This window comes from Micromonospora sp. NPDC092111 (assembly GCF_044755745.1).
Classification (GTDB): Bacteria; Actinomycetota; Actinomycetes; order Mycobacteriales; family Micromonosporaceae; genus Micromonospora.
This window is the reverse complement of record NZ_JBIVRQ010000006.1, coordinates 108,264-130,799: the sequence shown is the minus strand read 5'-3', so window position 1 is coordinate 130,799 and position 22,536 is coordinate 108,264. Positions and strand designations below refer to the sequence as shown.

General features: G+C 71.6%; 19 protein-coding genes. 5 read left to right on the top strand and 14 right to left on the bottom strand.

Annotation, left to right across the window (positions count from 1 at the left end; genetic code table 11):
• Positions 1 to 117: 117 nt before the first annotated feature.
• The 3 genes from ACIQG9_RS14915 to ACIQG9_RS14905 form a co-directional block, all read right to left on the bottom strand.
• The gene (locus tag ACIQG9_RS14915; protein WP_400401995.1) at positions 118 to 990 is read right to left on the bottom strand and encodes a phosphotransferase family protein; all 873 of its coding nucleotides are present in this window, start codon (positions 988 to 990) and stop codon (positions 118 to 120) included.
• Between the two features lie 209 nt (positions 991 to 1,199).
• Positions 1,200 to 2,294 carry a cellulose binding domain-containing protein gene (locus ACIQG9_RS14910; protein WP_400401991.1) on the bottom strand — a complete coding sequence of 365 codons (1,095 nt, stop codon included), beginning with the start codon at positions 2,292 to 2,294 and terminating at the stop codon, positions 1,200 to 1,202.
• Between the two features lie 124 nt (positions 2,295 to 2,418).
• On the bottom strand, positions 2,419 to 3,093 hold the full coding sequence (locus ACIQG9_RS14905) for an HNH endonuclease family protein (protein WP_400401987.1): 675 nt from the start codon (positions 3,091 to 3,093) through the stop codon (positions 2,419 to 2,421).
• Between the two features lie 290 nt (positions 3,094 to 3,383).
• Here ACIQG9_RS14905 and ACIQG9_RS14900 point away from each other — a divergent pair, with 290 nt between their 5' ends.
• Positions 3,384 to 3,818 carry a VOC family protein gene (locus ACIQG9_RS14900; protein WP_400401985.1) on the top strand — a complete coding sequence of 145 codons (435 nt, stop codon included), beginning with the start codon at positions 3,384 to 3,386 and terminating at the stop codon, positions 3,816 to 3,818.
• A gap of 62 nt (positions 3,819 to 3,880) precedes the next feature.
• Here ACIQG9_RS14900 and ACIQG9_RS14895 read toward each other — a convergent pair whose 3' ends face one another.
• Positions 3,881 to 4,147 (bottom strand): helix-turn-helix domain-containing protein, encoded by a 267-nt coding sequence (locus tag ACIQG9_RS14895; protein WP_400401982.1) that lies wholly within the window; start codon positions 4,145 to 4,147, stop codon positions 3,881 to 3,883.
• A gap of 76 nt (positions 4,148 to 4,223) precedes the next feature.
• Here ACIQG9_RS14895 and map point away from each other — a divergent pair, with 76 nt between their 5' ends.
• Positions 4,224 to 5,042 (top strand): type I methionyl aminopeptidase, encoded by an 819-nt coding sequence (gene map, locus ACIQG9_RS14890; protein WP_400401980.1) that lies wholly within the window; start codon positions 4,224 to 4,226, stop codon positions 5,040 to 5,042.
• Between the two features lie 77 nt (positions 5,043 to 5,119).
• Here map and ACIQG9_RS14885 read toward each other — a convergent pair whose 3' ends face one another.
• The 6 genes from ACIQG9_RS14885 to ACIQG9_RS14860 all read right to left on the bottom strand — a co-directional run bounded on the left by ACIQG9_RS14885 (position 5,120) and on the right by ACIQG9_RS14860 (position 12,948).
• Positions 5,120 to 7,348: a TIM-barrel domain-containing protein gene (locus ACIQG9_RS14885; protein WP_400401977.1), complete on the bottom strand. Its 2,229-nt coding sequence runs from the start codon at positions 7,346 to 7,348 to the stop codon at positions 5,120 to 5,122.
• Entirely contained in the window at positions 7,345 to 8,460 is a 1,116-nt protein-coding gene (locus tag ACIQG9_RS14880; RefSeq protein ID WP_400401975.1) for a glycoside hydrolase family 15 protein, read from the bottom strand. The genes ACIQG9_RS14885 and ACIQG9_RS14880 overlap by 4 nt, the downstream gene beginning before the upstream one ends.
• An 89-nt stretch (positions 8,461 to 8,549) precedes the next feature.
• Positions 8,550 to 9,836, bottom strand: a complete 1,287-nt coding sequence (locus ACIQG9_RS14875; RefSeq protein WP_400401970.1) for an ABC transporter substrate-binding protein — start codon at positions 9,834 to 9,836, stop codon at positions 8,550 to 8,552.
• Between the two features lie 49 nt (positions 9,837 to 9,885).
• Positions 9,886 to 10,761: a carbohydrate ABC transporter permease gene (locus ACIQG9_RS14870; RefSeq protein ID WP_400401963.1), complete on the bottom strand. Its 876-nt coding sequence runs from the start codon at positions 10,759 to 10,761 to the stop codon at positions 9,886 to 9,888.
• Positions 10,754 to 11,737, bottom strand: a complete 984-nt coding sequence (locus ACIQG9_RS14865) for a carbohydrate ABC transporter permease (RefSeq protein ID WP_400401955.1) — start codon at positions 11,735 to 11,737, stop codon at positions 10,754 to 10,756. The genes ACIQG9_RS14870 and ACIQG9_RS14865 overlap by 8 nt, the downstream gene beginning before the upstream one ends.
• Positions 11,734 to 12,948: an ROK family protein gene (locus tag ACIQG9_RS14860; protein WP_400401948.1), complete on the bottom strand. Its 1,215-nt coding sequence runs from the start codon at positions 12,946 to 12,948 to the stop codon at positions 11,734 to 11,736. Before ACIQG9_RS14860 ends, ACIQG9_RS14865 begins: the two co-directional genes overlap by 4 nt.
• A 643-nt stretch (positions 12,949 to 13,591) precedes the next feature.
• On the opposite strand from ACIQG9_RS14860, the gene ACIQG9_RS14855 reads away from it, so the two are divergent.
• Positions 13,592 to 15,583, top strand: a complete 1,992-nt coding sequence (locus tag ACIQG9_RS14855; protein ID WP_400401942.1) for a family 43 glycosylhydrolase — start codon at positions 13,592 to 13,594, stop codon at positions 15,581 to 15,583.
• A 178-nt stretch (positions 15,584 to 15,761) separates the two neighbouring features.
• On the opposite strand, the gene ACIQG9_RS14850 is transcribed toward ACIQG9_RS14855, so the two are convergent.
• The 4 genes from ACIQG9_RS14850 to ACIQG9_RS14835 are packed head-to-tail and all read right to left on the bottom strand — an operon-like array spanning position 15,762 to position 20,070.
• The gene (locus ACIQG9_RS14850; RefSeq protein ID WP_400401936.1) at positions 15,762 to 16,916 is read right to left on the bottom strand and encodes a serine hydrolase domain-containing protein; all 1,155 of its coding nucleotides are present in this window, start codon (positions 16,914 to 16,916) and stop codon (positions 15,762 to 15,764) included.
• A 3-nt stretch (positions 16,917 to 16,919) separates the two neighbouring features.
• Positions 16,920 to 17,744 carry a carbohydrate ABC transporter permease gene (locus tag ACIQG9_RS14845; RefSeq protein WP_400401934.1) on the bottom strand — a complete coding sequence of 275 codons (825 nt, stop codon included), beginning with the start codon at positions 17,742 to 17,744 and terminating at the stop codon, positions 16,920 to 16,922.
• Complete coding sequence (locus tag ACIQG9_RS14840; RefSeq protein WP_400401931.1) at positions 17,741 to 18,712, bottom strand: carbohydrate ABC transporter permease; 972 nt, start codon at positions 18,710 to 18,712, stop codon at positions 17,741 to 17,743. Before ACIQG9_RS14840 ends, ACIQG9_RS14845 begins: the two co-directional genes overlap by 4 nt.
• Positions 18,709 to 20,070: an ABC transporter substrate-binding protein gene (locus tag ACIQG9_RS14835; RefSeq protein ID WP_400401928.1), complete on the bottom strand. Its 1,362-nt coding sequence runs from the start codon at positions 20,068 to 20,070 to the stop codon at positions 18,709 to 18,711. Before ACIQG9_RS14835 ends, ACIQG9_RS14840 begins: the two co-directional genes overlap by 4 nt.
• Positions 20,071 to 20,439: 369 nt before the next feature.
• On the opposite strand from ACIQG9_RS14835, the gene ACIQG9_RS14830 reads away from it, so the two are divergent.
• Both ACIQG9_RS14830 and ACIQG9_RS14825 read left to right on the top strand, forming a co-directional pair.
• Positions 20,440 to 21,465 (top strand): LacI family DNA-binding transcriptional regulator, encoded by a 1,026-nt coding sequence (locus ACIQG9_RS14830; RefSeq protein ID WP_400401925.1) that lies wholly within the window; start codon positions 20,440 to 20,442, stop codon positions 21,463 to 21,465.
• A gap of 330 nt (positions 21,466 to 21,795) precedes the next feature.
• Complete coding sequence (locus ACIQG9_RS14825; protein WP_400401922.1) at positions 21,796 to 22,482, top strand: glycosyl hydrolase family 32; 687 nt, start codon at positions 21,796 to 21,798, stop codon at positions 22,480 to 22,482.
• The last annotated feature ends 54 nt before the right edge of the window (positions 22,483 to 22,536 follow it).

The following is a 22,536-nucleotide window of genomic DNA, read 5'->3' as shown; positions in this document are numbered from 1 at the left end:
GACCGGTCCCGCTCCACCCCCGGCCTCCCGGCGACACCGCCCGTCCCCGGGCACAGGTGCCGGCGTCGGGCCGCCACGACAGGACGTTCAGTTCAGCGGGACGCCGGCGGACCCGCATCAGTGCGGCGATGGTGGGTCGAACCACTGCCCCGCCAGATCGCGTCCCCGTCGGCGGACGCGGGCGATCCCCGAGGAACTGTTGAAGGCGGCGTACGGCGGCCACAGGAAGACGAGGATGGCGAGTTCTTCAGCCACCAGTGCCCGTCGCAGCGCATGGCGCTCACCCGGGCGACCGTCCAGATAGGCATCGAGTAGCGCTGGTGGGACCGTCACGCCTGCGGGCGCGGCGCGGACGCTGAGGAAGGCCAGATCGGAGCCGGGCCGACCGACCCCGGCCGCCTGCCAGTCGCAGAAGACCAAGGAACCGGCGGCATGGACGATGTTGCCCGGATGACAGTCACCGTGGGTGAAGACCGACGGCAGGGCTTCGATCTGATCCGCCAGCTCCACCCGCCGGGAGATGAGCGCGGCCAGCTCCGGGAGCGTGGCGGCCCAGAACGCGTTGATTCCGGCCAGGTCCGGATCGACGAGGGCCTGCCGCAGGGCATCGGGTCGGTGCCAGTCCGGTCCGGTCGGCAGCGGCATGCTGTGCAGACAGGCGAGTTCCCGACCGAGCTGCGCCCACCTGCCCGCCGTCCACGACGCGGCGTCCCGGGGCTCGCCGGCCGCCGCGAGCAACAGGGCCACCCCGTCGCGGGTGTCCGCGCAGGTGAGAAGCTCCGGTGTGCGCACCGGGGCGATCGGCGCGAGGTCCTGGTAGAAGCGCAGCTCCCGGCGGGCGGCGGTGACTGCCTGCGCACCCAGCGCGGCTGGCGTGACCTTGAGGTATGCGGCCTGCCCGTCGGCCGTGCGCACGGCACGGACGCCGGCGCCGGACCGGGATTCGAGCCGGGTTGCCGACTCCCGTGCGGTCACCCGGAACTCGGCCATCGCCGTCGTGATGAAATCGCTCGGCAACGCAGCGGCTACCCGTCGCCCGGGGCGCAGGGGACACTCACCAGCCAAGCCTAGCGGTGCTTCCCGAGAGCCGGCCCGGGCGGGGCCGGCGATCGCACGGACACCGGCCCATGTGGTCGTTAACATAGAGCGCGGTTCATGGCCCGACGGTCCATGAGGTGGTTACCGCGCGGGTCGCGGCGTCACAGGCCGGCGCACGGAGTCCCGTCCACGGTGCAGCCCTCGGGAGCCTTGGTCAGCGGGTCGGAAGCGCGGACGTCGAACCGGATGGCCTGCGACCGTCCAGGTGCGACGGTCGATCCGGTGAAGACGACGGACTGCCCGTCCTGCCGCCAGTCGGCCCCGCGCACGTCGGCGACCGAGCTGCCCTGCGGCAGGGTGACCACCACCGTCCAGCCCCGGGCCGGCGTGCCCGCCGCGTTGTCGACCACCACCTCGCCGGTGTAGCCGAAGACCCGGGTCGACACGGTCTCGTAGCGGGCGCTCAGCTCGGCGGTCGACGACGGGGGCAGGGAGGGCGAGGGCGAGGCCGAGCGCGAGGGCGAGGCCGTGGGGGTACCGCTCGGTCGGGCGCTGCTCGGCGCGACAGTCGGCGTCCGGCGGGCGGTCGGGGTCGCCCGGGACGGGCTGCCCGTCGCGGTCGGGTCGGCCGGCAGCGGGACCGGATCCGGTGCCGCGCGGTGCGGCGGATCGGCCGGCACCAGGGCCCACGCCGCCAGCCCGGTGGCCAGCACCGCGCCGCCCAGCACCGCGACCAGCGCGGTCCTGCGGCGCCGGCCGGGCGGCGCCCAACCATCGCCGGCCAGCAGGGTCACCGGCAGCTCGGCGGTCGGCGCGGCATCGTCGCGCCGCAGGTCGACCTGCTGGAAGGCGAGCCAGTCCAGCAGGGCCGGCAGACGTCCGGCAAGTGCCTGCTGGTAGCACTGCTCACGGTGTACGCCCTGCTCGGCGGACCAGCCACCGTGCTCCACGGTCTCGCTGACCGACAGCCGGCACCCCTCAGCGGTGGGGGTGATGACGCAGCTCAGCCGGGTACGCCGATCGGCCTCGTGGCAGCGCACGGCGATCAACTCCGGCTCCCGCCGGTCGGTCACCTCCACCTCGACGGCGGCGTCGAAGCCGGGCAGCCCCGCCGTGTGCAGCAGCAGCCGACCCGGCCGGTCGGCGACCGCCTCGGCCTCGGTGAACCACCGGGCGAGCATCCCCGGATCCGTCACCGCGCGCCAGACTCGGCCGGCGGGATGGGACAGGTCGATCTGCGTGCCGATCTCGATCACGGCGTGAGACTCTACGGCCTCGATGGCCGACGCCCGAATGTGCTGCTCACGACCGCTCCCTCCCGGTGCCGGCTGACGAGCCGGCCGGCGGTCGCCCCGAGAAGCGCCGCCGGCCGTACGCGGATCAGGAGCTGCAGGTGTTGAGCATGGTCTGCAGCGCGGTCTTCTCCGAGGACTGCAGGGTCAGGCCCCAGTAGTACTTCACGGTGATCCACATCTTGCTGTAGGTGCACCGGTACGACGACAGCGGCGGCTGCCAGGTGGACGGGTCCTGGTCGCTCTTGGACTGGTTGACGTTGTCCGTGACGGCGATGAGCTGCGGCCGGGTGAGGTCGTTGGCGAAGCTCTGCCGCTTGCTGGTCGTCCAGGAGCTGGCACCGGACCGCCACGCCTCGGCCAGCGGCACGACGTGGTCGATGTCGACGTCGGACGCCGCCGTCCAGGTGGCCCCGTCGTACGGGCTGTACCAGCGGCCGGAGGTGGCGGCGCAGGAGCTGTCGGTCACCACGGACGTGCCGTCGCGCTTGAGGACCTGCTCGCGGGTGTTGCAGCTCCCACTGATGGTGATCCAGTGCGGGAACAGGTCCCGCGAGTAGCCGCTCGACGAGCCCTCCGTCGCCACCGTCAGGGCGTTGAGCTGGGACTGCGCCGTCGCCTTGGACGGAATACCGGGGGGCGTGGCCAGAGCCGGCTGCGCGGTCACCACAGCCAGGCCGGCCCAGGCGAGCACGGCGACCGCGGCTGCGGCGACCTGCCGCGTGGCACGGGGGAAGCGAAGGGAGGATCGGATGGTCGGCATAGCGGACTCCTCGTCGGGGGGTGGACGGCAACCGTCCCCGACGATCATGTCGATCGACAGACATACCTGTAAAGAGATGGCGTACAGCTTGCGTCCGACTGGCGCGCGCTGCTACGCCGACGAGCGACCCGGCCCGGCTGAGCACCCGGCCCGCGAGCCGGGCCACGACCCACCACGAACCGGTCCGCTTGACCCGCCCGGTGTTATCGCTAACCCGGCGGGCGGTCGACTCGCCCGCTCGCAGCGGTCCTCGCCACCCCGCCGGGAACCGGAACGGGTATACATGGCCCATGACCGTCGCATGGGGAATCACCGTCGACTGCGCCGACCCGGCCCGCCTGGCCGCGTTCTGGCGCGAGGCCCTCGGCTACGTGGAGGCGCCGGTGCCGGAGGGCTTCGCGAGCTGGGAGGAGTGGCTGATCCGGTGGGAGGTGCCGCCCGAGGAGTGGAACGACGGCGCCTACCTGGTCGATCCACGAGGGACCCGGCCGAGCCTGACGTTCTTGAAGGTGCCGGAACCGAAGGTGGTCAAGAACCGGCTGCACATCGACCTCAAGGTGGGCGGCCGGGACCAGCCACAGGACGTCCGCTGGCCTCGGGTGACCGAGACGGTGCAGCGGTTGCTCAGGGCAGGTGCCGCGGTGGTCCGCGAGGATGTGGTGGGCGGCGTCCCCAGCCACGTCGTGATGGCCGATCCCGAAGGCAACGAGTTCTGCGTCGTCTGACGTCAGCGCGGCCCGTGGAAGGCGATCCGGCAGTGGCCGACGTTCGGACCTGGCCGGCCGGTCTAGGACGCCTGGCGGACGGGCGTGGCGGCCAGCCAGACGTCGGCCAGGTCGCTGAGGGGGACGTCGAGGGCCTGACTGAGGCAGACCACGGTGCCGAACGCCGGTGCGGGCAGGCGGCCCGCCTCGATCTTGCGCAGCGTCTCGGGGGAGATGCCGGCCGCCAGGGCCACCTCGACGAGGCTGCGGGCGGCCCGGGCGGCCCGGAGGGCGACTCCGAGTCGCTGGCCCGCGGCGATCTGTTCGGCGGTGAGTGGTTGGCGAACCATGCCAGCAGGATAGCCCTCCGGAGTGTCCCCGACCTGGCGTGGTATAAAAATACCGCAGACGGAGAGGGAGGCTGTCGTGATCGAGCTCAAGTCCGCCGAGGAGATCGGCCGGATGGCGGTGACCGGCCAGTTCGTCGGCGAGCTGCTCGCCGAGCTGAGCGGTGTCGCCGCCGTCGGCGTCAACCTGATGGATCTCGAACATCATGCCCGCCGCCGGATCACCGAACGCGGTGCCGAATCCTGCTACTGGGACTACGCCCCCTCGTTCGGCCGCGGCCCGTTCCGCAACGTGCTGTGCCTGTCGGTCAACGACGCGGTGCTGCACGGCCTGCCGCACGACTATGTCCTGCGGGACGGTGACCTGCTCAGCATCGACATGGCGGCCGGCATCGACGGCTGGGTCGCCGACTCCGCGCTCTCCGTCGTCGTCGGCACCCCCGACCCGGCCGACCTGACGCTGATCGAGGCCACCGAGGTCGCCCTGGAGGCCGGCATCGCCGCCGCCCAGCCCGGCGGCCGCCTCGGCGACATCTCCGCCGCGATCGGCGAGGTCGCCCGCTCCTACGGCTACGGCGTCAACGCCGAGTTCGGCGGCCACGGCATCGGCCGCACCATGCACGAGGCTCCGCACGTCGCCAACGACGGCCGCGCCCGCCGCGGCGTGAAACTCCAACCCGGCCTCACCATCGCCATCGAGCCCTGGTTCTGCCGCTCCACCGACAAAATCAAGTTCGACAACGACGGCTGGACGATCCGGTCCGCCGATGGCTCCCGGACCGCCCACTCCGAACACACCGTCGCCATCACGGCCGCCGGCCCCCAGGTCCTGACCCGCCGCCCCGCTCACGGCGCGACCCCGGCCGATCCCACCAGGAAGCCCGCCACCGCCTCCTGACCCACGGCCCGCCGCGAGGCGTGAATCAGGGGCGTTACCGGGGGTTGTGGCCTGCCGCAGCTTCCTGTCGCGGGTCGTCAGCCCACCCGGCGGTAGACCGGTATCTCGTCCAGCGGTACCGGACGGTCCACCTCGACCGGACCGGTGTGCCGCTCGCCGGTGAAGAAGTCCGTCCACTCGCCGGCCGGCAGGTACACCCGCCACCGGGTCGCCCCGGGCTCGGTGACCGGCGCGACCAGCAGGTCGTCGCCGAGCTGCCACTGCGCCGGCCAGTCCCACACCCGCCGGTCACCGGGGTGGTCGAAGAAGAGGGGACGCATCAGCGGCCGGCCGGTCGCCACCGACCGCTTCGCCTGCTCCACCAGGTACGGCACCAACTCCTCGCGGAGCTGGGCGAAGCGCCGGAACGTCGCCAGGACCTCCGGATCCCCGGACCGCTCGGCGATGTTCCACGGCGTGCGGTCGATGGACGGCTCGCGATGGTGGTTGAACTCCGAGTGGTACTGCATGATCGGGGCGAAGCAGGCCGCCGCGGCCGACCGCAGGTACAGCTCCGCGTCCGGGACCGGCCCGGAGAAGCCGGCCAGGTCCCAGCCCCAGAAGAAGAGCCCGCTCACCCCGGCGGTCAGGCCGGCGGTGATCGACGCCCGGTACGCCGCCCAGGTGGAGTCCTCGTCGCCGGCCCAGTGCGCCGGGTGGGCCGCCGACCCGGTGAAGCCGGCCCGGCTGAAGGTGATCCCGTCCACGCCCGCCGAGCGCAGCAGCTCGTGGTACGCGGCGGCGTACTGGACGGGGAAGAGGTTGTTGCCCTCGTCGCCCCGCGACCCGTCGAAGTAGCGCAGGTCGTGGCCCCAGGCGTGCTCGCCGCCGTCGGTCTTGAAGCCGTCGATGCCCAGGTCCTCGACCAGGTACCGGCGCTTCGCCAGCCACCACTGCCGGGCCTCCGGGTTGGTCCAGTCGGGTAGCAGGGCGCCCGGGAACCACCAGCCCCGGTTGCGGTGCGGCGAGCCGTCCGCCTCGCGCACCGCGTACCCGCGTTCGGCCATGGTGGCCAGGTCGGCGGCGACCTGACCGCTCTCGCCCCGGTCGGTGGGGACCAGCGGGATCTGCCACAGCAGCACCTTGACGCCGGCCGCGTGCAGCTCGTCGACCATCGCCCGCGGGTCGGGCCAGGCCCCGTCGGCGGGGAAGGTGAAGTCGGCCAGGCGGTGCGGGGCACCGTCGGCGTGCACCGGGTACCGGGCGTCCCGGAACGCCACGAAGGTCGACTCGTCGCTCCACGCCTCGATCACCACCGCGCCCACCGGGACACCCTCGGCGAGGCTGCGCCGCACCTCGGCCAGCACCCGGTCCTGGGTGTTCCACTCGTTGCCGCTCATCCAGGGCCGGAACACCCAGGCGGGCGGGACCGCCGGCCGGCCGGTCTCGGCCAGGAACCCGCGCAGCACGCTCGCCGGGTCGCCGCCGTAGAGCCGCACCCGCAGCGTCCGCTCGGCGGGCGCCCCGTCCGCCCCGGCGTCGGCCGGCTCGGCCCCGCCCAGGTCGGCCTCGACGAGGATCCGGTCCGGCCGGGAGGCGCCGACGTCGTACCAGGTGCGTCGGCTGGTGACCAGGTGGAATCCCCAGCCCCGACCGCCGGTCACCACCGCGTACGGCATCGGCAGGTAGCTGCGGTGGCCCTGCCGCTTGTACTGCTCGAACACGGTCGCGTCGAGGACCTCGCCGCGCTGGTCCACGGCGTGGAAGCGCTCGCCGAACCCGACCACGTGCTCGGCCTCGGCCAGGCGCAGCGCGAAGCGGACCCGCCGCGCGCCGTCGGTGCCGGTCAGCCACTGGACGCTGGCCGGATCGAGCACGCCGACCCCGTCCGGGTCGACCACCTCCAGCCGGCCACCGTCCGGCCGCCACTGCAGCGGGCGTACCGGGAACTCGGCACTGGTCACCGCGTTGCCCGTCGCGGTCGTCCCGTGGATCGCGTACGTGGTGTCGCCGGCCGCCGTGGCCCGGGCGATCCAGACGGTACGCCCGCCGGTGTCGGGCGGGGCCGCCGCCGCGGCGGCCAGGTGACCGTCCACCTGACTGGCCGGGGCGGCCGGGGCACCGAAGTCGAGGGTCACCGCGGCGGGGTCGACCCGGTGCGCCGGGACGACCGGCCCGTCGCCGAACACCACCCGGACCTCGGTCACCTCGGGTTCGGCGAGCACCCGGATCTCGTAGGGCTCACCCCGGGCCGGGTGGACCGGCACCCGCTGGTCCAGGTCGTACCGGTAGGGGTGTTCCGTACCGTGCGGACGGTGACTGATCATTGTTCGACCTCCAGGGCCAACGTCACGAACATGGCGTGCGACCAGAGCAGCGGCGTGGCCACCGGCCCCCACCGGTGGACCCACTCGTCGATCCGGCTCGGGTCCTGCGGGTTCCCGCTGACCTGTTCCGGCAGGTGTCCCGCCGGGGTGGCCTGGGCGGCGATCCACCGCAGCCGCTCGGCGGCGAGTTCGACCCGACCGGTACGGGCTTCGTGCCAGCCGAGCCAGGCGGTGAGGATCAGCCACTCCCCGCCGCCGTAGAAGGTGTCCCCGAGGTAGCGGTAGACGCCGCCGCGCAGTAGCTGGTCGCGTACCTGCTGGTAGGTCCGTTCGGCGACCGGGCCGTGCGGGTCGACCACCTCGAACGGGGTGAGACAGGCGAGCAGGCTGCCGTCGACCGCCGGGGCGCCCAGCCACTTGGTCAGGTGGCCGGCTCGGGTCGTCTCGATGTGGATCAGCCCTTCGACGCCCGCGGTCCGGAGCCGGGCGGTCGACGCGCGGGCGGGGTCGAGCAGCGGCCCGCCGTCCCCGGCCGGTACGTCGGTCACCGCGCGCAGCCCGGCCACCACGGCGCCGAGGGTGGCGACGTGCCGGTGCTCGGCGTGCTCCTCCCACCAGTCGTAGCAGGGGCGGTCACCGAAGGCGACCAGGTAGTCGACGGTGGACGCGACGGCCGACCGGTACGGCTCCAGCGACCGTCCGTGCCGGGTCGCGTGGGCGACCAGCGCCCAGAGCCAGGTCCCGTAGCCGTCGAGTTGGAAGTCCCACCAGGGTTCGTCGCCGTCGCCGCCGTCGAGGGTGTAGCGGGTGGGCAGCATCTGCTCCGCGGGGACGTCCTCGCCCCGCCCGACGCGGTCGACCAGGTCGGCGATCCGGTCGGCCCGGGCGTCGAGGACGCGGGCGCACCAACCGAAGAACCGCTCGGCGCTGTCGGGCCGTCCGGCCCGGCTCATCGCGTCGGCGATGAAGGCGCCGTCGCGCAGCCAGCTGTAGCGGTAGACGGGGTAGTCGGGGCTGGCCGGGTAGGCACCCGACGAGTGCTGATGACCTTCGATGAGGTCGAGGCTCGACCGGGCGAGCCGGCGCAGGTCGGACCGTCCGGCGAGCGGCACGGCATCCTCCAGGGGTGTTGAGTATGGTCGTGCGTGGGGTGCGGCCGAGTGCGGAACGGCCGCACCCCACTCAGATCGTGGCGGTCGGGCTACTTGAGCAGGGCGGTGACCGCCGTGGCGGCCTGGTCGAGGGCCTGCTGCGGGCTGGACTGGCCGGAGGCGGCCTGCTCCAGCGCCTTGGTCACCAGGTCCTGCATCTTGGCCTGCTGGGCGTCGATCACCGGCGGCAGCGCCACGCTGCCGAGCGAGTCGAACACCGCCTGACGGTTGGCCGGCGGGTTCTGCTTGAGGTACGAGTCGAAGGCGGCCTGGTCGTTGACCGCCGGCAGCTCCCAACTCGACGCGAGTCGGGTCTGCACGACGGCCGGTGAGGTGCTCAGGAAGCGGGCCCACTTCCACGCCGCCGTCGCCTTCTTGGTCTTCGCCGACACTGCGGTCGCGTTGAAGAAGGCGGCGCTGGCCTTGGTGGTGTTGCCCGGCTCGACGGCGATGTCGAAGTCGAGGTCCTTCGTGCCGGCCAGCGCGCTGATCTGCCAGATGCCGTTGTGCCACATCGCCAGCTTGTTCGACTTGAACAGGGCCGTGTCGTAGTCGGCCTTGCCGCCGATCTCGGCCACCGTGGGTTGCACGGTGCCCGGCTTGCCGAGCAGCCAGTTCGCCGCCTCGATGCCCTTGGCGTCGTTGAAGGTGGCCTGCTTGCCGTCGGCGGAGAAGAACGAGCCGCCGGTCTGCGCGAGGGCCTTGTAGAACTCGTAGAACGACACCGGCTGGTAGTCGCCGTAGACGCCCTTGGCCTTGTGGGTGAGCTTCTCCGCCGCGGCCTTCTCGTCGGCCCAGGTCCAGTCGGCGGTCGGGTACGCCACGCCGGCGTCGTCGAAGAGCTTCCTGTTGTAGAAGAGCACCACGTTGGCGAAGGTCGACGGCAGGGCGTACTGCTTGCCGTCCTGCTGGAACGCCGCCAGCGCCTTGGGGTAGACGCGGCCGGCGTCGTAGTCCTTGTCGGCCTTCGCCACGTCGTCGAGCGTCCGCAGCGCCCCGGAGCGGGCGTACGTCACGAAGTTCTCGTAGTTGACCTCGAAGGTGTCCGGCGCGGTGCCGCCGGCCATCGCGGTCTGCAACTTGGTGAAGTAGTCGGCGTAGGCGGCGGTCTGCACCTCGACCGTGATGCCCGGGTTCTGCTTCTCGAACTCGGCCTTGATGGCGTCGAGTTCCTTGAGGTGGTCCGGCGCGGCCGTGAAGGTGAAGTAGGTGATCTTGCCGGTGGCGCCGCCGTCGGCGCTCCCGCCGTCGGCGCTGTCCCCGGCGCAGCCGCCGAGCAGGCCGGCGACGGCGACGGCCGCGACCGCGACCGCGAGGACGCGTCTCGTTGTGCCCATCGAACTTCTCCCTGGGTTGAGGTGGTGGGGGGTGAACATCAGACCGGGGTCAGGACTTGATCCCGGTGAACGCGATGCCACGGATGACATAGCGCTGCGCGAAGACGTAGAGGGCGAGGATCGGCAGGACCGAGGTGGTCGAGCCGGCCATCACCACGTTCCAGGCGGTGCTGTAGCCGCCGCGCAGCAGCGACAGCCCGACCGGCAGGGGCATGTGCGCCTCGGTCTGGGCGATGACCAGCGGCCAGAGGAACGCGTTCCAGCTCGACATGAAGCCGAACACGGAGAAGGTGGCCAGCGCCGGGGTCACCAGCGGCAGCAGCACCTGGGCGAACACCCGCAGGTGACCCGCGCCGTCCACGTACGCCGCCTCGTCCAGCTCGCGTGGCAGGGCCAGGAACGCCTGCCGGAGCATGAACACCCCGAAGCTGGAGACCAGCGTGGGCAGCAGCAGGCCGGCGTAGCTGTCGACCAGCCGCAGGTAACGCATCTCGATGAAGAGCGGCACGATGATCACCTGCATCGGGATCATCATGGTGACCAGGTAGAGCACGAACACCGCGTTGCTGCCCCGGAACCGCAGCCGGCTGAAGGCGTAGGCGGCGGTCGCGCTGGTGACCAGTTGCAGCAGGGTCGAGACGACCGCGACGGCGATGCTGTTCGCGGTGAACCGCCAGAACGGGAACGCCTCGTCGAGCCGCGCGTACGGGTCGGTGGTGACCGGATCGGGCAGCAGTGGCGCGTCGGCCTGGCCGAGTTGGGCGTCGCCGGTCAGCGAGGTCGCGACCATCCAGACGAACGGTCCCACCATGGCGATCGCGCCGAGGGTCAGCACCAGGTAGCGCGGGATGTCGCGGCGGGGCCGCCAGCGGGGGCGGGCCGGCGCGGCGTCGGACGCGTCCATCATGTCGTTCTGTTCACTCATAGTGCACCCACCTGCGCTGAAGCCGGATCTGGACCAGGGTGACCAGCAGGATCACCGCGAAGAGGACGATGCTCATGGCCGAGGCGTAGCCGACCCGGCCGTACGAGAAGGCGTACTTGACGATCTGCTCGACCACGACGCTGGAGGCGCCACCGGGGCCGCCCTCGGTCATCACCCACACCTGGTCGAACACCTGGAAACCGTTGATCAGGCTGACCACCAGAACGAAGAAGATCGACGGGGAGAGCATCGGCAGCGTGACGCTGCGCAGCCGGCGCCACCAGCCGGCGCCGTCGATGGCGGCGGCCTCCAGCACGTCGCCGGGGATGGCCTGGAGCCCGGCCAGCAGGATCACCGCGACGAAGCCGGCGTCCTTCCAGACCGAGGCGAGGATCACCGAGGGCATCGCCCAGTCCGGGTCGGTCCACCAGCCCGGGCCGGTCACCCCGACCATGCCGAGCAGCCGGTTGACCAGACCGTCGGCCGGGTTGAGCAGCCACTTCCACAGCAGGGACACCGCCACCCAGCTACTGATCACCGGCAGGAAGAAGGTCGCCCGGTAGAGCGTCATCGCCGGCAGCCGGGCGTCCAGCAGCAGGGCGACGCCCAGGCCGAGACAGAACACCAGCGGCAGGTACCCGACGAGGTAGAGCAGGGTGTGACCGAGGGCGGCGTGGAACTCCGCGTCGCCCCACAGCTCGGTGTAGTTGTCCAGCCCGACGAAGCTCGGCTCGCCGATGAGGTTCCAGTCCTGCAGGCTCACCCAGGCGGTGCCGATCATCGGCCCGATCCAGAAGGCCAGCAGCAGCACCAGGCTGGGGGCGAGGAAGGCGACCGCCGCGACCGCCGTACGCCGTCGCTGGCGGCTGCGTCGCCGTCGGGGCGGCGGGGTGGCGGACCGGGCCGCTGGCGTGGGCCACCGGTCGCCGGCCGTCGGAGCGCCGGTGGGGACGTCCGCGGGGACTCCCGTGGTCATCGGGTCACCTCCGCGCCGGGAAAGGCGGCCAGCCGGGCCCGGATCGCGTCGGTGTGCGGCTCCGAGGTCATCAGGAACGGGGCGCGCAGCACCAGGGTCGCCGCGCCGAGCGCCCACTTGTTGTCGTCCCAGGGATCGACGTGCACGCTGACCCCGTCGGCCATCGCCGGGAGGATGCCGGCCCGCAGCGCGGCGGTGAAGCCCTCCTCCAGGTGGGGCCAGCCGAGGGTGCCCTCGCCGCTGACCACCACGGCCTGCGGGTCCAGCACGGTGGCCAGGGCGGCGGCCACCGTGCCCAGCCGTTCGCCGGCCGTCCGGTAGATCGCCCGGGCCTGCTCGTCGCCGGCGTCCGCGGCGGAGAGCAGGTCGGTCGGGCCGGCGTCTGCGGCGACGACGCCCCGGGCCCGGGCCTGGTCGAGCAGCGCGTTGTCGCAGATGTACGTCTCCAGGCAGCCCCGCTTGCCGCAGTGGCAGCTCGGGCCGGTCGGGTCGATCGTCAGGTGGCCGAGTTCACCGGCCGCCCCGTGCCCACCGCGCCGCAGGTCACCGCCGGAGACCACGGCCGCGCCGACGCCCTGCCCGAGGGTGATGGTGAGGAAGTCGTCGTACGGCCGGCCGAGCCCGTAGAGGTGCTCGTACGCGGCGAGGGTGTTGACGTCGTTGTCCACCACGACCGGCACCGCGAGTAGCTGGGTCAGGTAGTCGCGCAGCGGCATGTGCCGCCAGCCGAGCAGCGGCGCCTCGACCAGGCCGGTCCGGTTGTCCACGAACCCGGGTACGCCCAGCCCGACCCCGAGCAGCGGCGCGTCGCCGACCGCCTCGACGTGCGGGGTGAGTAGCTGGGCGAGCGCCGCGAACGGGTTGCCGGCGATGTCGTCGAACGGGGCGGAGAACCGCTCCAGCACGGTGCCGTCGAGGTAGGCGCGGACGCCGGTGACCCGCCCGGCGGCGACCTTGGCACCGATCGCGACGGCGGCCCGGCCGACGACGGCCAGCAGTTCGCCGGGTCGGCCGCCGCGCGGCGAGTCGTCGTCGACCTTGCGGATCACGCCGGCCTCCATCAGGGCCCGGCTCACCGCGGTGACGGTCGGCGGGCTGAGCCCGAGCTGCCGGGCGATGTCTGCCCGGGAGATCGGGCCGCAGCGGCCGATCAGGGCCAGCACCGCGACCCGGTTGACGTCCCGCAGCCGAGGACCCGAGGTCGCCCCCATGAGGCACTTCCTTCCGCCAGTAAATTCCGAGGCCGAAGAAAGGGTCCGAATATTTCCAGATGATGTCAAGCCCCGGACGGACAATCCGCAGCACCGATCCCGCTCACTGCGGGGTCACCGGACCGGGCGGGCGGTCGCCGGCACCAGCCACCGCCCCGGACGTCCCGCCGAGCGCGATGATCAGGACAGACCACGTCGCCGACGAACCGGAAGTCACACCGTTGCAGGTGGCGGTGCGGACGGCCCCCTCGTCCGCTGCGGTTTCGCCCAGTCCGGTCCGCCGGCTCTTGTGAATGTGAACGATCACAACTACTCTCCGGGGTGGAGCGGAGGGCACGCTCCACCCCGGAGAAGGCGGCACCAATAGTGCCGTCAGCCGCAGCATGGGCAGCCCCCACCGTCAGGTGGCGAGAGTCCGGGTCCCACCCCGACACGGTGCTGTCCCACGTTCCCGTCGGGCAGCATCCGGCACGAGGCGCACCGGCCAGCCGGGCCACCCCTGCGGGCTTCCCCCGCCGGATCACCAACCGTGACCGGAGCACCCACGGACCCACGTCGGCGTGGGCGGCGGCGGTGCCCCGTACCCGATCCGGGCAGATCCCAGCTCTCGCTTCGCCGTCTTCGGCGGTAGATGGAGGAAGGCATGAACAGGAGAAGATCCGCCACCGCGTTGGCGGTCGCCGCCACCACGGTGCTGGCGGCCACCGGACTCGACGTCGTCGACGCCCAGGCCGCGGCCGGATGCCAGGTCACCTACTCGGTGACGAACCAGTGGGCCGGCGGATTCGGCGCCAACGTGGAGATCAAGAATCTCGGCGACCCCATCGACGGATGGCGGCTGAGCTGGTCATACGCCGCCGGGCAGACGGTGACGCAGCTATGGAACGGCACCGTCTCGCAGACCGGCGCCCAGGTGACCGTGACCAGCGTCGGCTACAACGGTCAACTCCCTGCCGGGGGCAGTACCAGCTTCGGCTTCAACGGCGCCTGGACCACGTCGAACCCGGCGCCGACAAGCTTCACGCTCAACGGCACCGTCTGCACCGGCGCGGTCACCACCACCCCGCCACCCAGCCCCAGCACGCCGCCGCCCACCACCCCGCCGACCACCACGCCGCCGCCGACGTCGCCCCCACCGGCGAGTGGTGTCTTCGCCAACCCGGTGGTGTGGCAGGACTTCGCGGATGTCGACGTGATCCGGGTGAACGACGCCTACTACCTGTCAGCGTCGACCATGCACTACTCGCCGGGCGCGCCGATCCTGCGATCGTACGACCTGGTGAACTGGGAGTTCGCCGGCCACTCGGTGCCGAGCCTCGATTTCGGCACCAAGTACAACATGTCCGGCGGCCGGGCGTACGTGAACGGAATCTGGGCCTCGACGTTGAACTACCGGCGCAGCGACGGCCAGTTCTACTGGATCGGCTGCGTCGACTTCAGCAAGTCCTACGTGTACTCCGCCTCGACCGTGGAGGGGCCGTGGCAGCGGCGCTCGACGATCGACAAGTGCTACTACGACGCGGGCTCGCTGATCGACGACGACGGCACCATGTACGTCGCCTACGGCAACACCCAGATCAGCGTGGCGCAGTTGTCGGCGGACGGGAAGAGCGAGGTGCGCTCCCAGCAGGTGTTCTCCACCCCGTCGAGCGTGGGCACCCTGGAGGGCGCCCGCTTCTACAAGCGCAACGGCAGCTACTACGTCTTCCTGACCCGGCCGGCCAACGGGCAGTACATCCTGAAGTCGACCAACGGCCCGTTCGGACCGTACGAGATGCGCCAGGTGCTGCTCAACATGCCCGGCCCCATCTCCGGTGGCGGAGTGCCGCACCAGGGCGGGCTGGTGCAGACCGCCGCCGGGCAGTGGTACTACATGTCCTTCGTCGACGCCTACCCCGGCGGCCGGGTCCCCGCGCTGGCCCCGATCACCTGGACCGGTGACGGCTGGCCCCAGATCCAGACCGTCAACGGCGCCTGGGGCGCCTCGTACCCCAACCCGCTACCCACCCGCACGGTCAAGCCGCTGACCGGCAACGACAGCTTCGCCGGCACCACCCTCGGCCCGCAGTGGGAGTGGAACCACAACCCAGACAACGCCAGGTGGTCGGTCAACAACGGGCTACGCCTGCAGACCGCCACCGTCACCAACGACCTCTACAGCGCCCGCAACACCGTGACCCACCGCATCCAGGGTCCCACTTCCACCGCCACCGTCGAGCTCGACTACAGCGCCCTGAGAGACGGCGACCGCACCGGTCTGGCCGTACTGCGCAACTCCTCTGCCTGGATCGGCATCCGGCGCGACAACGGGGCCACCCGCGTCTCGATGACCAACAGCCTCACCATGGACGGTAGCTGGAACACCACCAACACCGGCACCGAGGTGGCGTCCGCCCCGGTCAGCGGGGGTCGGATCTGGCTCCGCGCCACCGCCGACATCCGGCCCGGCGCGGGCCGGCAGGCCCGCTTCTCCTACAGCACCGACGGCACCACCTTCACTGCGCTCGGCAACGCCCTGACGCTCGACAGCAACTGGCAGTTCTTCATGGGCTATCGGTACGCCATCTTCAACCACGCCACCCAGAGCCTCGGCGGCACCGCCACCGTCCGGCAGTTCCAGCTCACCACCCCCTGACCGGCCCACCCCGACGCCGGCCACCCACCCGGGTGGCCGGCGTGGTCCGCGACCGCGGTCGCCAGCAGGCCAGCCCCACTGCCCGGATTCCCCGGGGCGCGGCGGTCCGCCGGGAGGGCTCGGCGCCCCGCCCGGCGCGCCAGGATCAACTGAGCAAGTGATCGGTAACAGGCGACGCTCAAGCGTCCAGACAGTCCCGGACAGCGGCGGTCAGCAGGTTGGCCCGCTCGTCGGCCGCGCCCCGCATCTGGTTGACCACGTAACCGAACCCGACCTGGCGGGCGTCGTCACCGAAGGCCAGGTTCCCGCCGGCCCCGTCGTGGCCGAAGCTGCGCCCGCCGAGCAGCGGCCGGGCCGGCGGCGAGTGCAGCAGGAAGCCGCTGCCCCAGCGCTGGCCGGTGTCCGGCGGGCCGTGCCGCTGCTGGCCCTGGACCCGTACGACGGTCGCGTCGTCCACCGACGCGCTGTCGAGCAGGGGCGGGCCCGACACCTCCGACACACAGGCCGCGTACAGGCGGGCCAGACCGTCTGCCGTGCTCACCGCCCCCGCGCCCGGGATGCCGGCGGCCTGGATGGCGGGATCGTTGAAGCTGACCAGGCCGGCGGGGTCGGCGGGGAACGCGAACGCGCCGCCCATCGTGATCCCCCGGTCGGCGACCGGGTCGACGAACGGCTCCGGGTCGGGCGGCGGGGCGAGGTTCCAGGCGACCGCGTCGCGTTCGGCGGCGGGCAGGCCGAGCCAGGTGCGCAGGCCGAGCGGCACCGCGACGGCGTCCCGGAAGAACGCGCCGGGCAGTTGGCCGGTGATCCGGTGGATCACCTCGCCGATCAGCCAGCCGTAGGTCATCGCGTGGTAGCTGTGCGCCGTACCCGGCCGCCACAGCGGGGGCTGGGCCTCGATCGCCTTGACCACCGGGTCCCAGGCGAGGACCTCGTCGAGGGTCAGCGACCGGTCGAGCGCGGCCAGGCCGGACTGGTGGGTGAGCAGCCAGCGCACCGGGATGTGCTCCTTGCCGTGCTGGCCGAACTCCGGCCAGTAGCGGGTGACCGGCGCGTCGAGGTCCAGTCGACCCTGCTGCACCAGCAGGTAGGCGCAGATCGCCAGGACGCCCTTGGTGCAGGAGAAGACGACGACCGGGGTGTGCGCCGTCCAGGGCCGGCCGGTACGGGGATCGGCCGTCCCGCCGTACAGGTCGACGACCTTGCGGCCCCGTACGTAGACGGCGACCGCCGCACCGACCTCCCCCCGGGAGACGAAGTTGTCGCGGAAGACGTCGGCCACCCGCCCGTAGCATTCGTCGGCGGCGCCGTGGATGTGCGGCTGCGTGACCACTGCCTATCCCTTCACTGAGCCCTGGATCAGGGCCTTGATGAACTGTCGCTGGAAGATCAGGAACACGACCAGGGTGGGGGTGAGGATCAGCAGCGACCCGGCGCACAGCAGCACCAGGTCGGTGCCCCACTGGCCCTGGAAGGCGCCGAGCGCGCCCGCCATCGTGCGCTTGGCGGCGTCGTCGACCAGGACGATGGCGAGCAGGAACTGGTTCCACGTCCAGAGGAACATCAGGATGGTCAGGGACGCGAGGGCCGGCCGGGCCAGCGGCACCTGGACCCGCCAGAAGAGCTGCCAGGTGCTGCTGCCGTCCACCCGGGCCGCCTCGGACAGCTCGACCGGCACGTTGGTGAAGTGCGCCCGCATCCAGAACACCGCGAAGGGCATGTACAGACCGATCAACGGCAGGATGATCGCCCATCGGGTGTTGAGCAGGCCGAGGTCCTGCATCTGGTAGTAGAGCGGGGTGACCACGGCCTCGAACGGCAGGGTCAGGCCGAGCAGGAGCAGGCCGAAGACGACCCGGCCGCCGGGTACCCGGAGCTGGCCGAGCCCGAAGCCGGCCATGGTGGCGATCAGCACCGAGACCGGCACGACCCCGGCCACGATGAGCAGGCTGGAGCGCAGCAGCGCGCCCATGTTCGCCACCGTGAAGGCGTCGACGAAGTTCCCCCACTGCGGGTCGGACGGCCAGGCGAGGCCGCTGGGCACCGTGCCGCGCGGCTGCAACGCCGCGGAGAGCATGCTGACGAACGGCAGCAGGGTGACCAGGACCAGGAGGATCAGGAAGACCCGACCGGTCACCTGCTCGCGGCGGCTCAGGTTCATGGCTTGTCCTCCCGGGTCAGCCGCTGGATCGGCAACACGCACACCAGCACCAGCACCATCAGCACGACGGCCAACGCCGAGGCGAGCCCGACCTGCCGCTGCGAGAAGGCGAGCCGGTAGATCTCCAGGCCGGGCACGGTGGTCTGCCGGCCCGGGCCGCCGCTGGTGGAGATGTAGACGATGTCGAAGCTGGCCAGGGCGGCGATGATGGTCACGGTGAGGCAGACCCCGATCTCCTGGCGCAGACTGGGCAGGGTCACCGCGAAGAACTCCCGGATCGGCCCGGCGCCGTCGAGCCGGGCCGCCTCGTACAGCGCGGGATCGATCTTGCTCATGCCGGTGACCAGCAGGATCGTGCAGAGGCCGAGCAGGACCCAGGCGCCGATGACGCCGACGGCGGGCAGCGCCGTGTCGAAGTCACCGAGCCAGGCACGGGCCACCCCGCCCAGGCCGACCGCGTGGAGCACCTGGTTGACCAGCCCGTTCGACGACAGCAGCCAGCTCCACGCGATGCCCGCTGCCACCAGGGGGATGACCTGGGGCAGGAACAGGATCGTCCGGACGACCGTGCCGAACGCGCCGGTGGTGATCCGGCGGACCAGGCTGGCCACCAACAGCCCGAGCGCGACCGGGACGAAGCTGAAGAAGACGATCAGGACGAGCGCGTTGGCGATGATCTTCAACAGGTCGCCGTCGGTGAACACGGTGAGGTAGTTGTCCAACCCCGCCCAGTGGGCCACCCCGATGCCGTTCCAGTCGTACAGCGAGTACTGGATGGTCAAGGCGAGCGGGCGCAGGACGAAGACGGCGTACATCACCACGGCGGGCAGGACGTAGAGCCAGCCCGTCCCGGCCGCGCGGGCCCACCGACGGCGGCGGGCCCGCGCGGACGAGGGACGGGCGGGACGATCCGGCGACGGCACCGCGTCGCCCCGCCCGGTCGGTACGCTGCCGAGGGCAGACGTCATCGGGACAGTTCCTTCGCGTACTCGGCCTGGACCGCCTTCACGTACCCCTCGGGCGTCTGCTGACCGGCGATCAGCTTCTGCATCTCCGGCGTGATCGCGGCGGCGAAGATGCCGCCGGTGGCGTTCGCGGTGAAGTCCACCGCGCCGTTCTCCTCCCCGAGCTGCTGCGATGCCGTGAGCGTCTCGGCCAGCACGGTGTTCGGGGCGGCGGTCGGTACGGCCAGGTCGCTCGGGCCGCCGGGGCTGGACCCGCCGACCTTGACCGCGATCTCGCGTGCCGTGGCGTTGGTGTGGACCCAGTTCAGGAAGAATGCCGCGGCGTCCGGGTTCTTGGCCTTGGCGCCGATGCCGAAGGTGTTCGGAGCGGACATCGCCACATGCTTCCCGCCGGCCGACTCGGTCGGGAACAGGAAGAAGCCCACGTTGCCGGGCATCGTCTTGTCGAGATTGGCCGACTCCCAGTCGCCGTTGAACATGAACAGGCCGTTGTTCTTCTGGAACTCGCCCACCATGGTCGCGTAGTCCAGGGCGTTGGCGTCCTTCGTGAAGTAGCCGGCCCGCGCCCACTTCTGGATGGTCTGGGTGGCCTTCAACGCGGCCGGTGTGTCGAACGTGGCGCCGGGCTTCTGGAAGATCCAGTCGGCCACCTGTGCCGGGTCGCCGAACTGGTTCTGCAACGCCTGGTGCGGGAAGTTGATCCCCGCGGTGTTCTTGTTGAACTGCACGATCGGCTGGACTCCGGCGGTCTTGGCCTTGGCCAGGAGTTGCTCGAACTCGGCGACGGTGGTCGGCGGCTGGGCCATGCCGACCTGGGCGGCGAGCTTCTTGTTGTAGAAGACGCCGGTCACGCTGTAGCCGAGTCCCATGCCGTACAGCGACCCGGTGCCCCGGGTGGTGCCGCCGTCGCCAACGCGGAGCTGCACGAGCTGGGAGGCGGGGAACCTGTCCCAGCCGTACGCGGTGAAGTAGGGGTCGAGGTTCTTGAGCAGGCCGTCCTTGACCAGGTCGACCATGGTGGGAAGCCGGATGATGTCGGGCGAATTGTCCGAAGCCATCACCCGGGGCGCGTTCTCCACGATCACCGTGAACTGGTCCTCGCGGATATTGAACGTGACGTTCGGGTGCTGCTTGGTGAACTCGTCGGCCAGCGCCTTGGCCAGCGGGAAGCCGGTCTCGGCGTACATTTCCAGGGTGATCGGCGCGGCGCCCAGGTCGGTGCTGACGGCGGCGTCGGGCTCGGTGGTGGTCGACTCGCCCGCGCCCGGTGCGCTGCACGCCGTCGCGGCGAGTCCCAGCACCAGCAGCGGGGCGAGGAGCACCGTCCGCCGCCGGGAGAGATTTGTCAACGATGTGGCCAATTGAGGACTCCTTGACTGTTCCGCACGTCCCACGGCCGCTGGTCGTGACGGTCCCATCGGGCCGTCACGGCGGGTTGACCGGCCACAACAGTACGTCGCGACCGGCGTGCCGCCGCAGCACGCGATACCGCCCCTCATGGCTCGACCGGAGCCACCGATCGACCTGCCAAAAGTAGGCGCTAAACTGATTTAGCAGAGCATGCGCGTGGCATGTGGAGCTGTCAAGGACCAAATTGCAACGGCCCGGAAACGTCTGGTTCACACCCGACTGCCCCCGGTCGGGACGGCCGCCGGCACCCGCTCTCGGAGGCCGACGCATGATGATGGGCAGGAGCGGCGTCCGTGGCACCGCCCTGATTCGGAGGACTGATGGGCCGCAACAGAGCAACCCTGGCCGACGTCGCGCGGCTGGCCGGGCTGTCCAAGACCGCCGCGTCGATGGTCCTCAACGGCAGGGAGGGCACCCGCCTCTCGGCCGAGGCGCACCAGCGGGTCTTTGCCGCCGCCGAGGAACTCGGCTACCGACCCAACCTGGCCGCCCGCAGCCTGCGCACCCGCAAGACCGCCACCATCGCCTTCGTCTCCGACATCGTCGCCACCACCCGGTTCGCCGGCGGCCTCATCCGCGGCGCGCTCGACGCGGCCCGGGAACGGGACCACGTGCTGCTCATCACCGAGACGCAGGGCGACGCCACGTTTGAGCAGTACGCCATCGAGGCCATGCTCGACCGGCAGGTCGACGGCGTGATCTACGCCGCGATGGCGACCCGCCGACTGACGGTGCCCCCGGCCATCCTCGGCGGCCCGGTGGTGCTGCTCAACGCCACCAGCCCGGACGGCCCGCCCTCCGTACTCCCCGACGACGAGCGGGCCGGACGCACCGTCGCCGCCGCCCTCCTCGACCAGGGCCACCGCCACCGGATCGCCCTCATCGGCCGCAACCGGCTCAAGGAGGACGACGCCGAGGTCTCCCTCGCCGCGCAGGCGCGCTTGCGCGGCATCCGCCAGGCGCTCGGTGACGCCAGCGTCGACCTGCTGACCGAGTGCTTCTGCGCCGAGTGGCTACCCGAGCACGGCTACGCCGCCATGCGCGGGCTGCTGAGCAGGCCGGTACGGCCCACCGCGATCATCTGCATGAACGACAGGCTGGCCTTCGGCGCCTACCAGGCGCTCGCCGAGGCCGGACTGACCGTCCCCGGCGACATCTCCGTGGTCTCGTTCGACGACGACCCGATCGCCGCCTGGCTACGTCCCGGGCTGTCCACCACCGCACTGCCGCACGAGCAGATGGGGCGACGCGCGGTCGAACTGCTCCTGGACGGTGGCGGCGTCGAGCCGCTGTTCGTGCCCATGCCGCTGCGTCGGCGCCGGTCCGTCGCCGCCCCGGCCGGGTAGCACACAAGCCACCACGACGGGCCGACGTTTCTAGCCGCTAAAACGGTTTAGTGCTAGGTTCCCCGCCATGCTACGTCTACCCGACCACTGGGTCTGGGACAGTTGGTACGCGCGGGACGACAACGACCGTTGGCACGCGTTCTTCCTACGCGCCTCCCGCGCCCTGCACGACCCACACCGCCGTCACCGCCGCGCCACGATCGGTCACGCCGTCTCGACCGACCTACGTTCCTGGCAACTGGTCGCCGACGCGCTCGTCCCCGCCGACGCGCCTGGCTGGGACGACCTCGCCACCTGGACGGGCTGCACGGTGCGCGGCCCGGACGGACGGTGGTACTGTTCTACACGGGGGTCGGGCGCGCCGAGGACGGACTGGTCCAACGCATCGGCCTGGCCGTCTCCGACGACCTGATCACGTGGCGTCGACACAGCGCCGAACCGCTCGTCGAAGCCGACCCCACCTGGTACGAGCTACTCGACCGGACCCTGTGGTACGAACAGGCCTGGCGGGATCCATGGGTGTTTCCCGACCCCGACGGCCACGGCTGGCACATGCTGATCACCGCGCGCGCCAACACCGGGCCGGCGGACGGCCGTGGCGTCGTCGGCCACGCCACCTCACCGGACCTGGTCAACTGGACCGTCCGGCCGCCGCTGTCCACACCGGCTGGTTTCGGGCATCTGGAGGTTCCCCAGGTCGCGGTCGTCGACGGACAGCCCCTGCTGCTGTTCTCCACCGACGCCACCGGCGTCCACCGCGACCGCCACCGAATCTGGGTGGTGGAGGGTCCCAGCGTGCACGGCCCGTGGGACATCGCGTCCGCCCGCCCCTTCCCGCACCCGCACCTCTACGCGCCCCGGCTGGTCCACGGGCCGGCGGAAGACTGGTCCCTCATCGGGTTCCTCGACCATGTCGACGGGGAGTTCGTCGGGGAACTGACCGACCCGATCCCGGTCCACCACCGGGCCTCGGCCGGGCTGACGGTGGCCGAACCGCCGGCCATCGCCACCGGCTGACAGGTTGTCGATCGCCGCCCCGCCCACGCCCCGAGCGGCGGCGCGACGTCCACC

Excerpts from the sequence above, each read along its gene's own strand:
- ACIQG9_RS14870 (WP_400401963.1), bottom strand. The coding sequence starts at position 10,761 with ATGAGTGAACAGAACGACATGATGGACGCGTCCGACGCCGCGCCGGCC.
- ACIQG9_RS14855 (WP_400401942.1), top strand. The coding sequence starts at position 13,592 with ATGAACAGGAGAAGATCCGCCACCGCGTTGGCGGTCGCCGCCACCACG.
- ACIQG9_RS14860 (WP_400401948.1), bottom strand. The coding sequence starts at position 12,948 with ATGGGGGCGACCTCGGGTCCTCGGCTGCGGGACGTCAACCGGGTCGCG.
- ACIQG9_RS14895 (WP_400401982.1), bottom strand. The coding sequence starts at position 4,147 with ATGGTTCGCCAACCACTCACCGCCGAACAGATCGCCGCGGGCCAGCGA.
- ACIQG9_RS14885 (WP_400401977.1), bottom strand. The coding sequence starts at position 7,348 with ATGATCAGTCACCGTCCGCACGGTACGGAACACCCCTACCGGTACGAC.
- ACIQG9_RS14845 (WP_400401934.1), bottom strand. The coding sequence starts at position 17,744 with ATGAACCTGAGCCGCCGCGAGCAGGTGACCGGTCGGGTCTTCCTGATC.
- ACIQG9_RS14830 (WP_400401925.1), top strand. The coding sequence starts at position 20,440 with ATGGGCCGCAACAGAGCAACCCTGGCCGACGTCGCGCGGCTGGCCGGG.
- ACIQG9_RS14875 (WP_400401970.1), bottom strand. The coding sequence starts at position 9,836 with ATGGGCACAACGAGACGCGTCCTCGCGGTCGCGGTCGCGGCCGTCGCC.
- ACIQG9_RS14915 (WP_400401995.1), bottom strand. The coding sequence starts at position 990 with ATGGCCGAGTTCCGGGTGACCGCACGGGAGTCGGCAACCCGGCTCGAA.
- ACIQG9_RS14900 (WP_400401985.1), top strand. The coding sequence starts at position 3,384 with ATGACCGTCGCATGGGGAATCACCGTCGACTGCGCCGACCCGGCCCGC.
- ACIQG9_RS14905 (WP_400401987.1), bottom strand. The coding sequence starts at position 3,093 with ATGCCGACCATCCGATCCTCCCTTCGCTTCCCCCGTGCCACGCGGCAG.
- ACIQG9_RS14840 (WP_400401931.1), bottom strand. The coding sequence starts at position 18,712 with ATGACGTCTGCCCTCGGCAGCGTACCGACCGGGCGGGGCGACGCGGTG.
- ACIQG9_RS14865 (WP_400401955.1), bottom strand. The coding sequence starts at position 11,737 with ATGACCACGGGAGTCCCCGCGGACGTCCCCACCGGCGCTCCGACGGCC.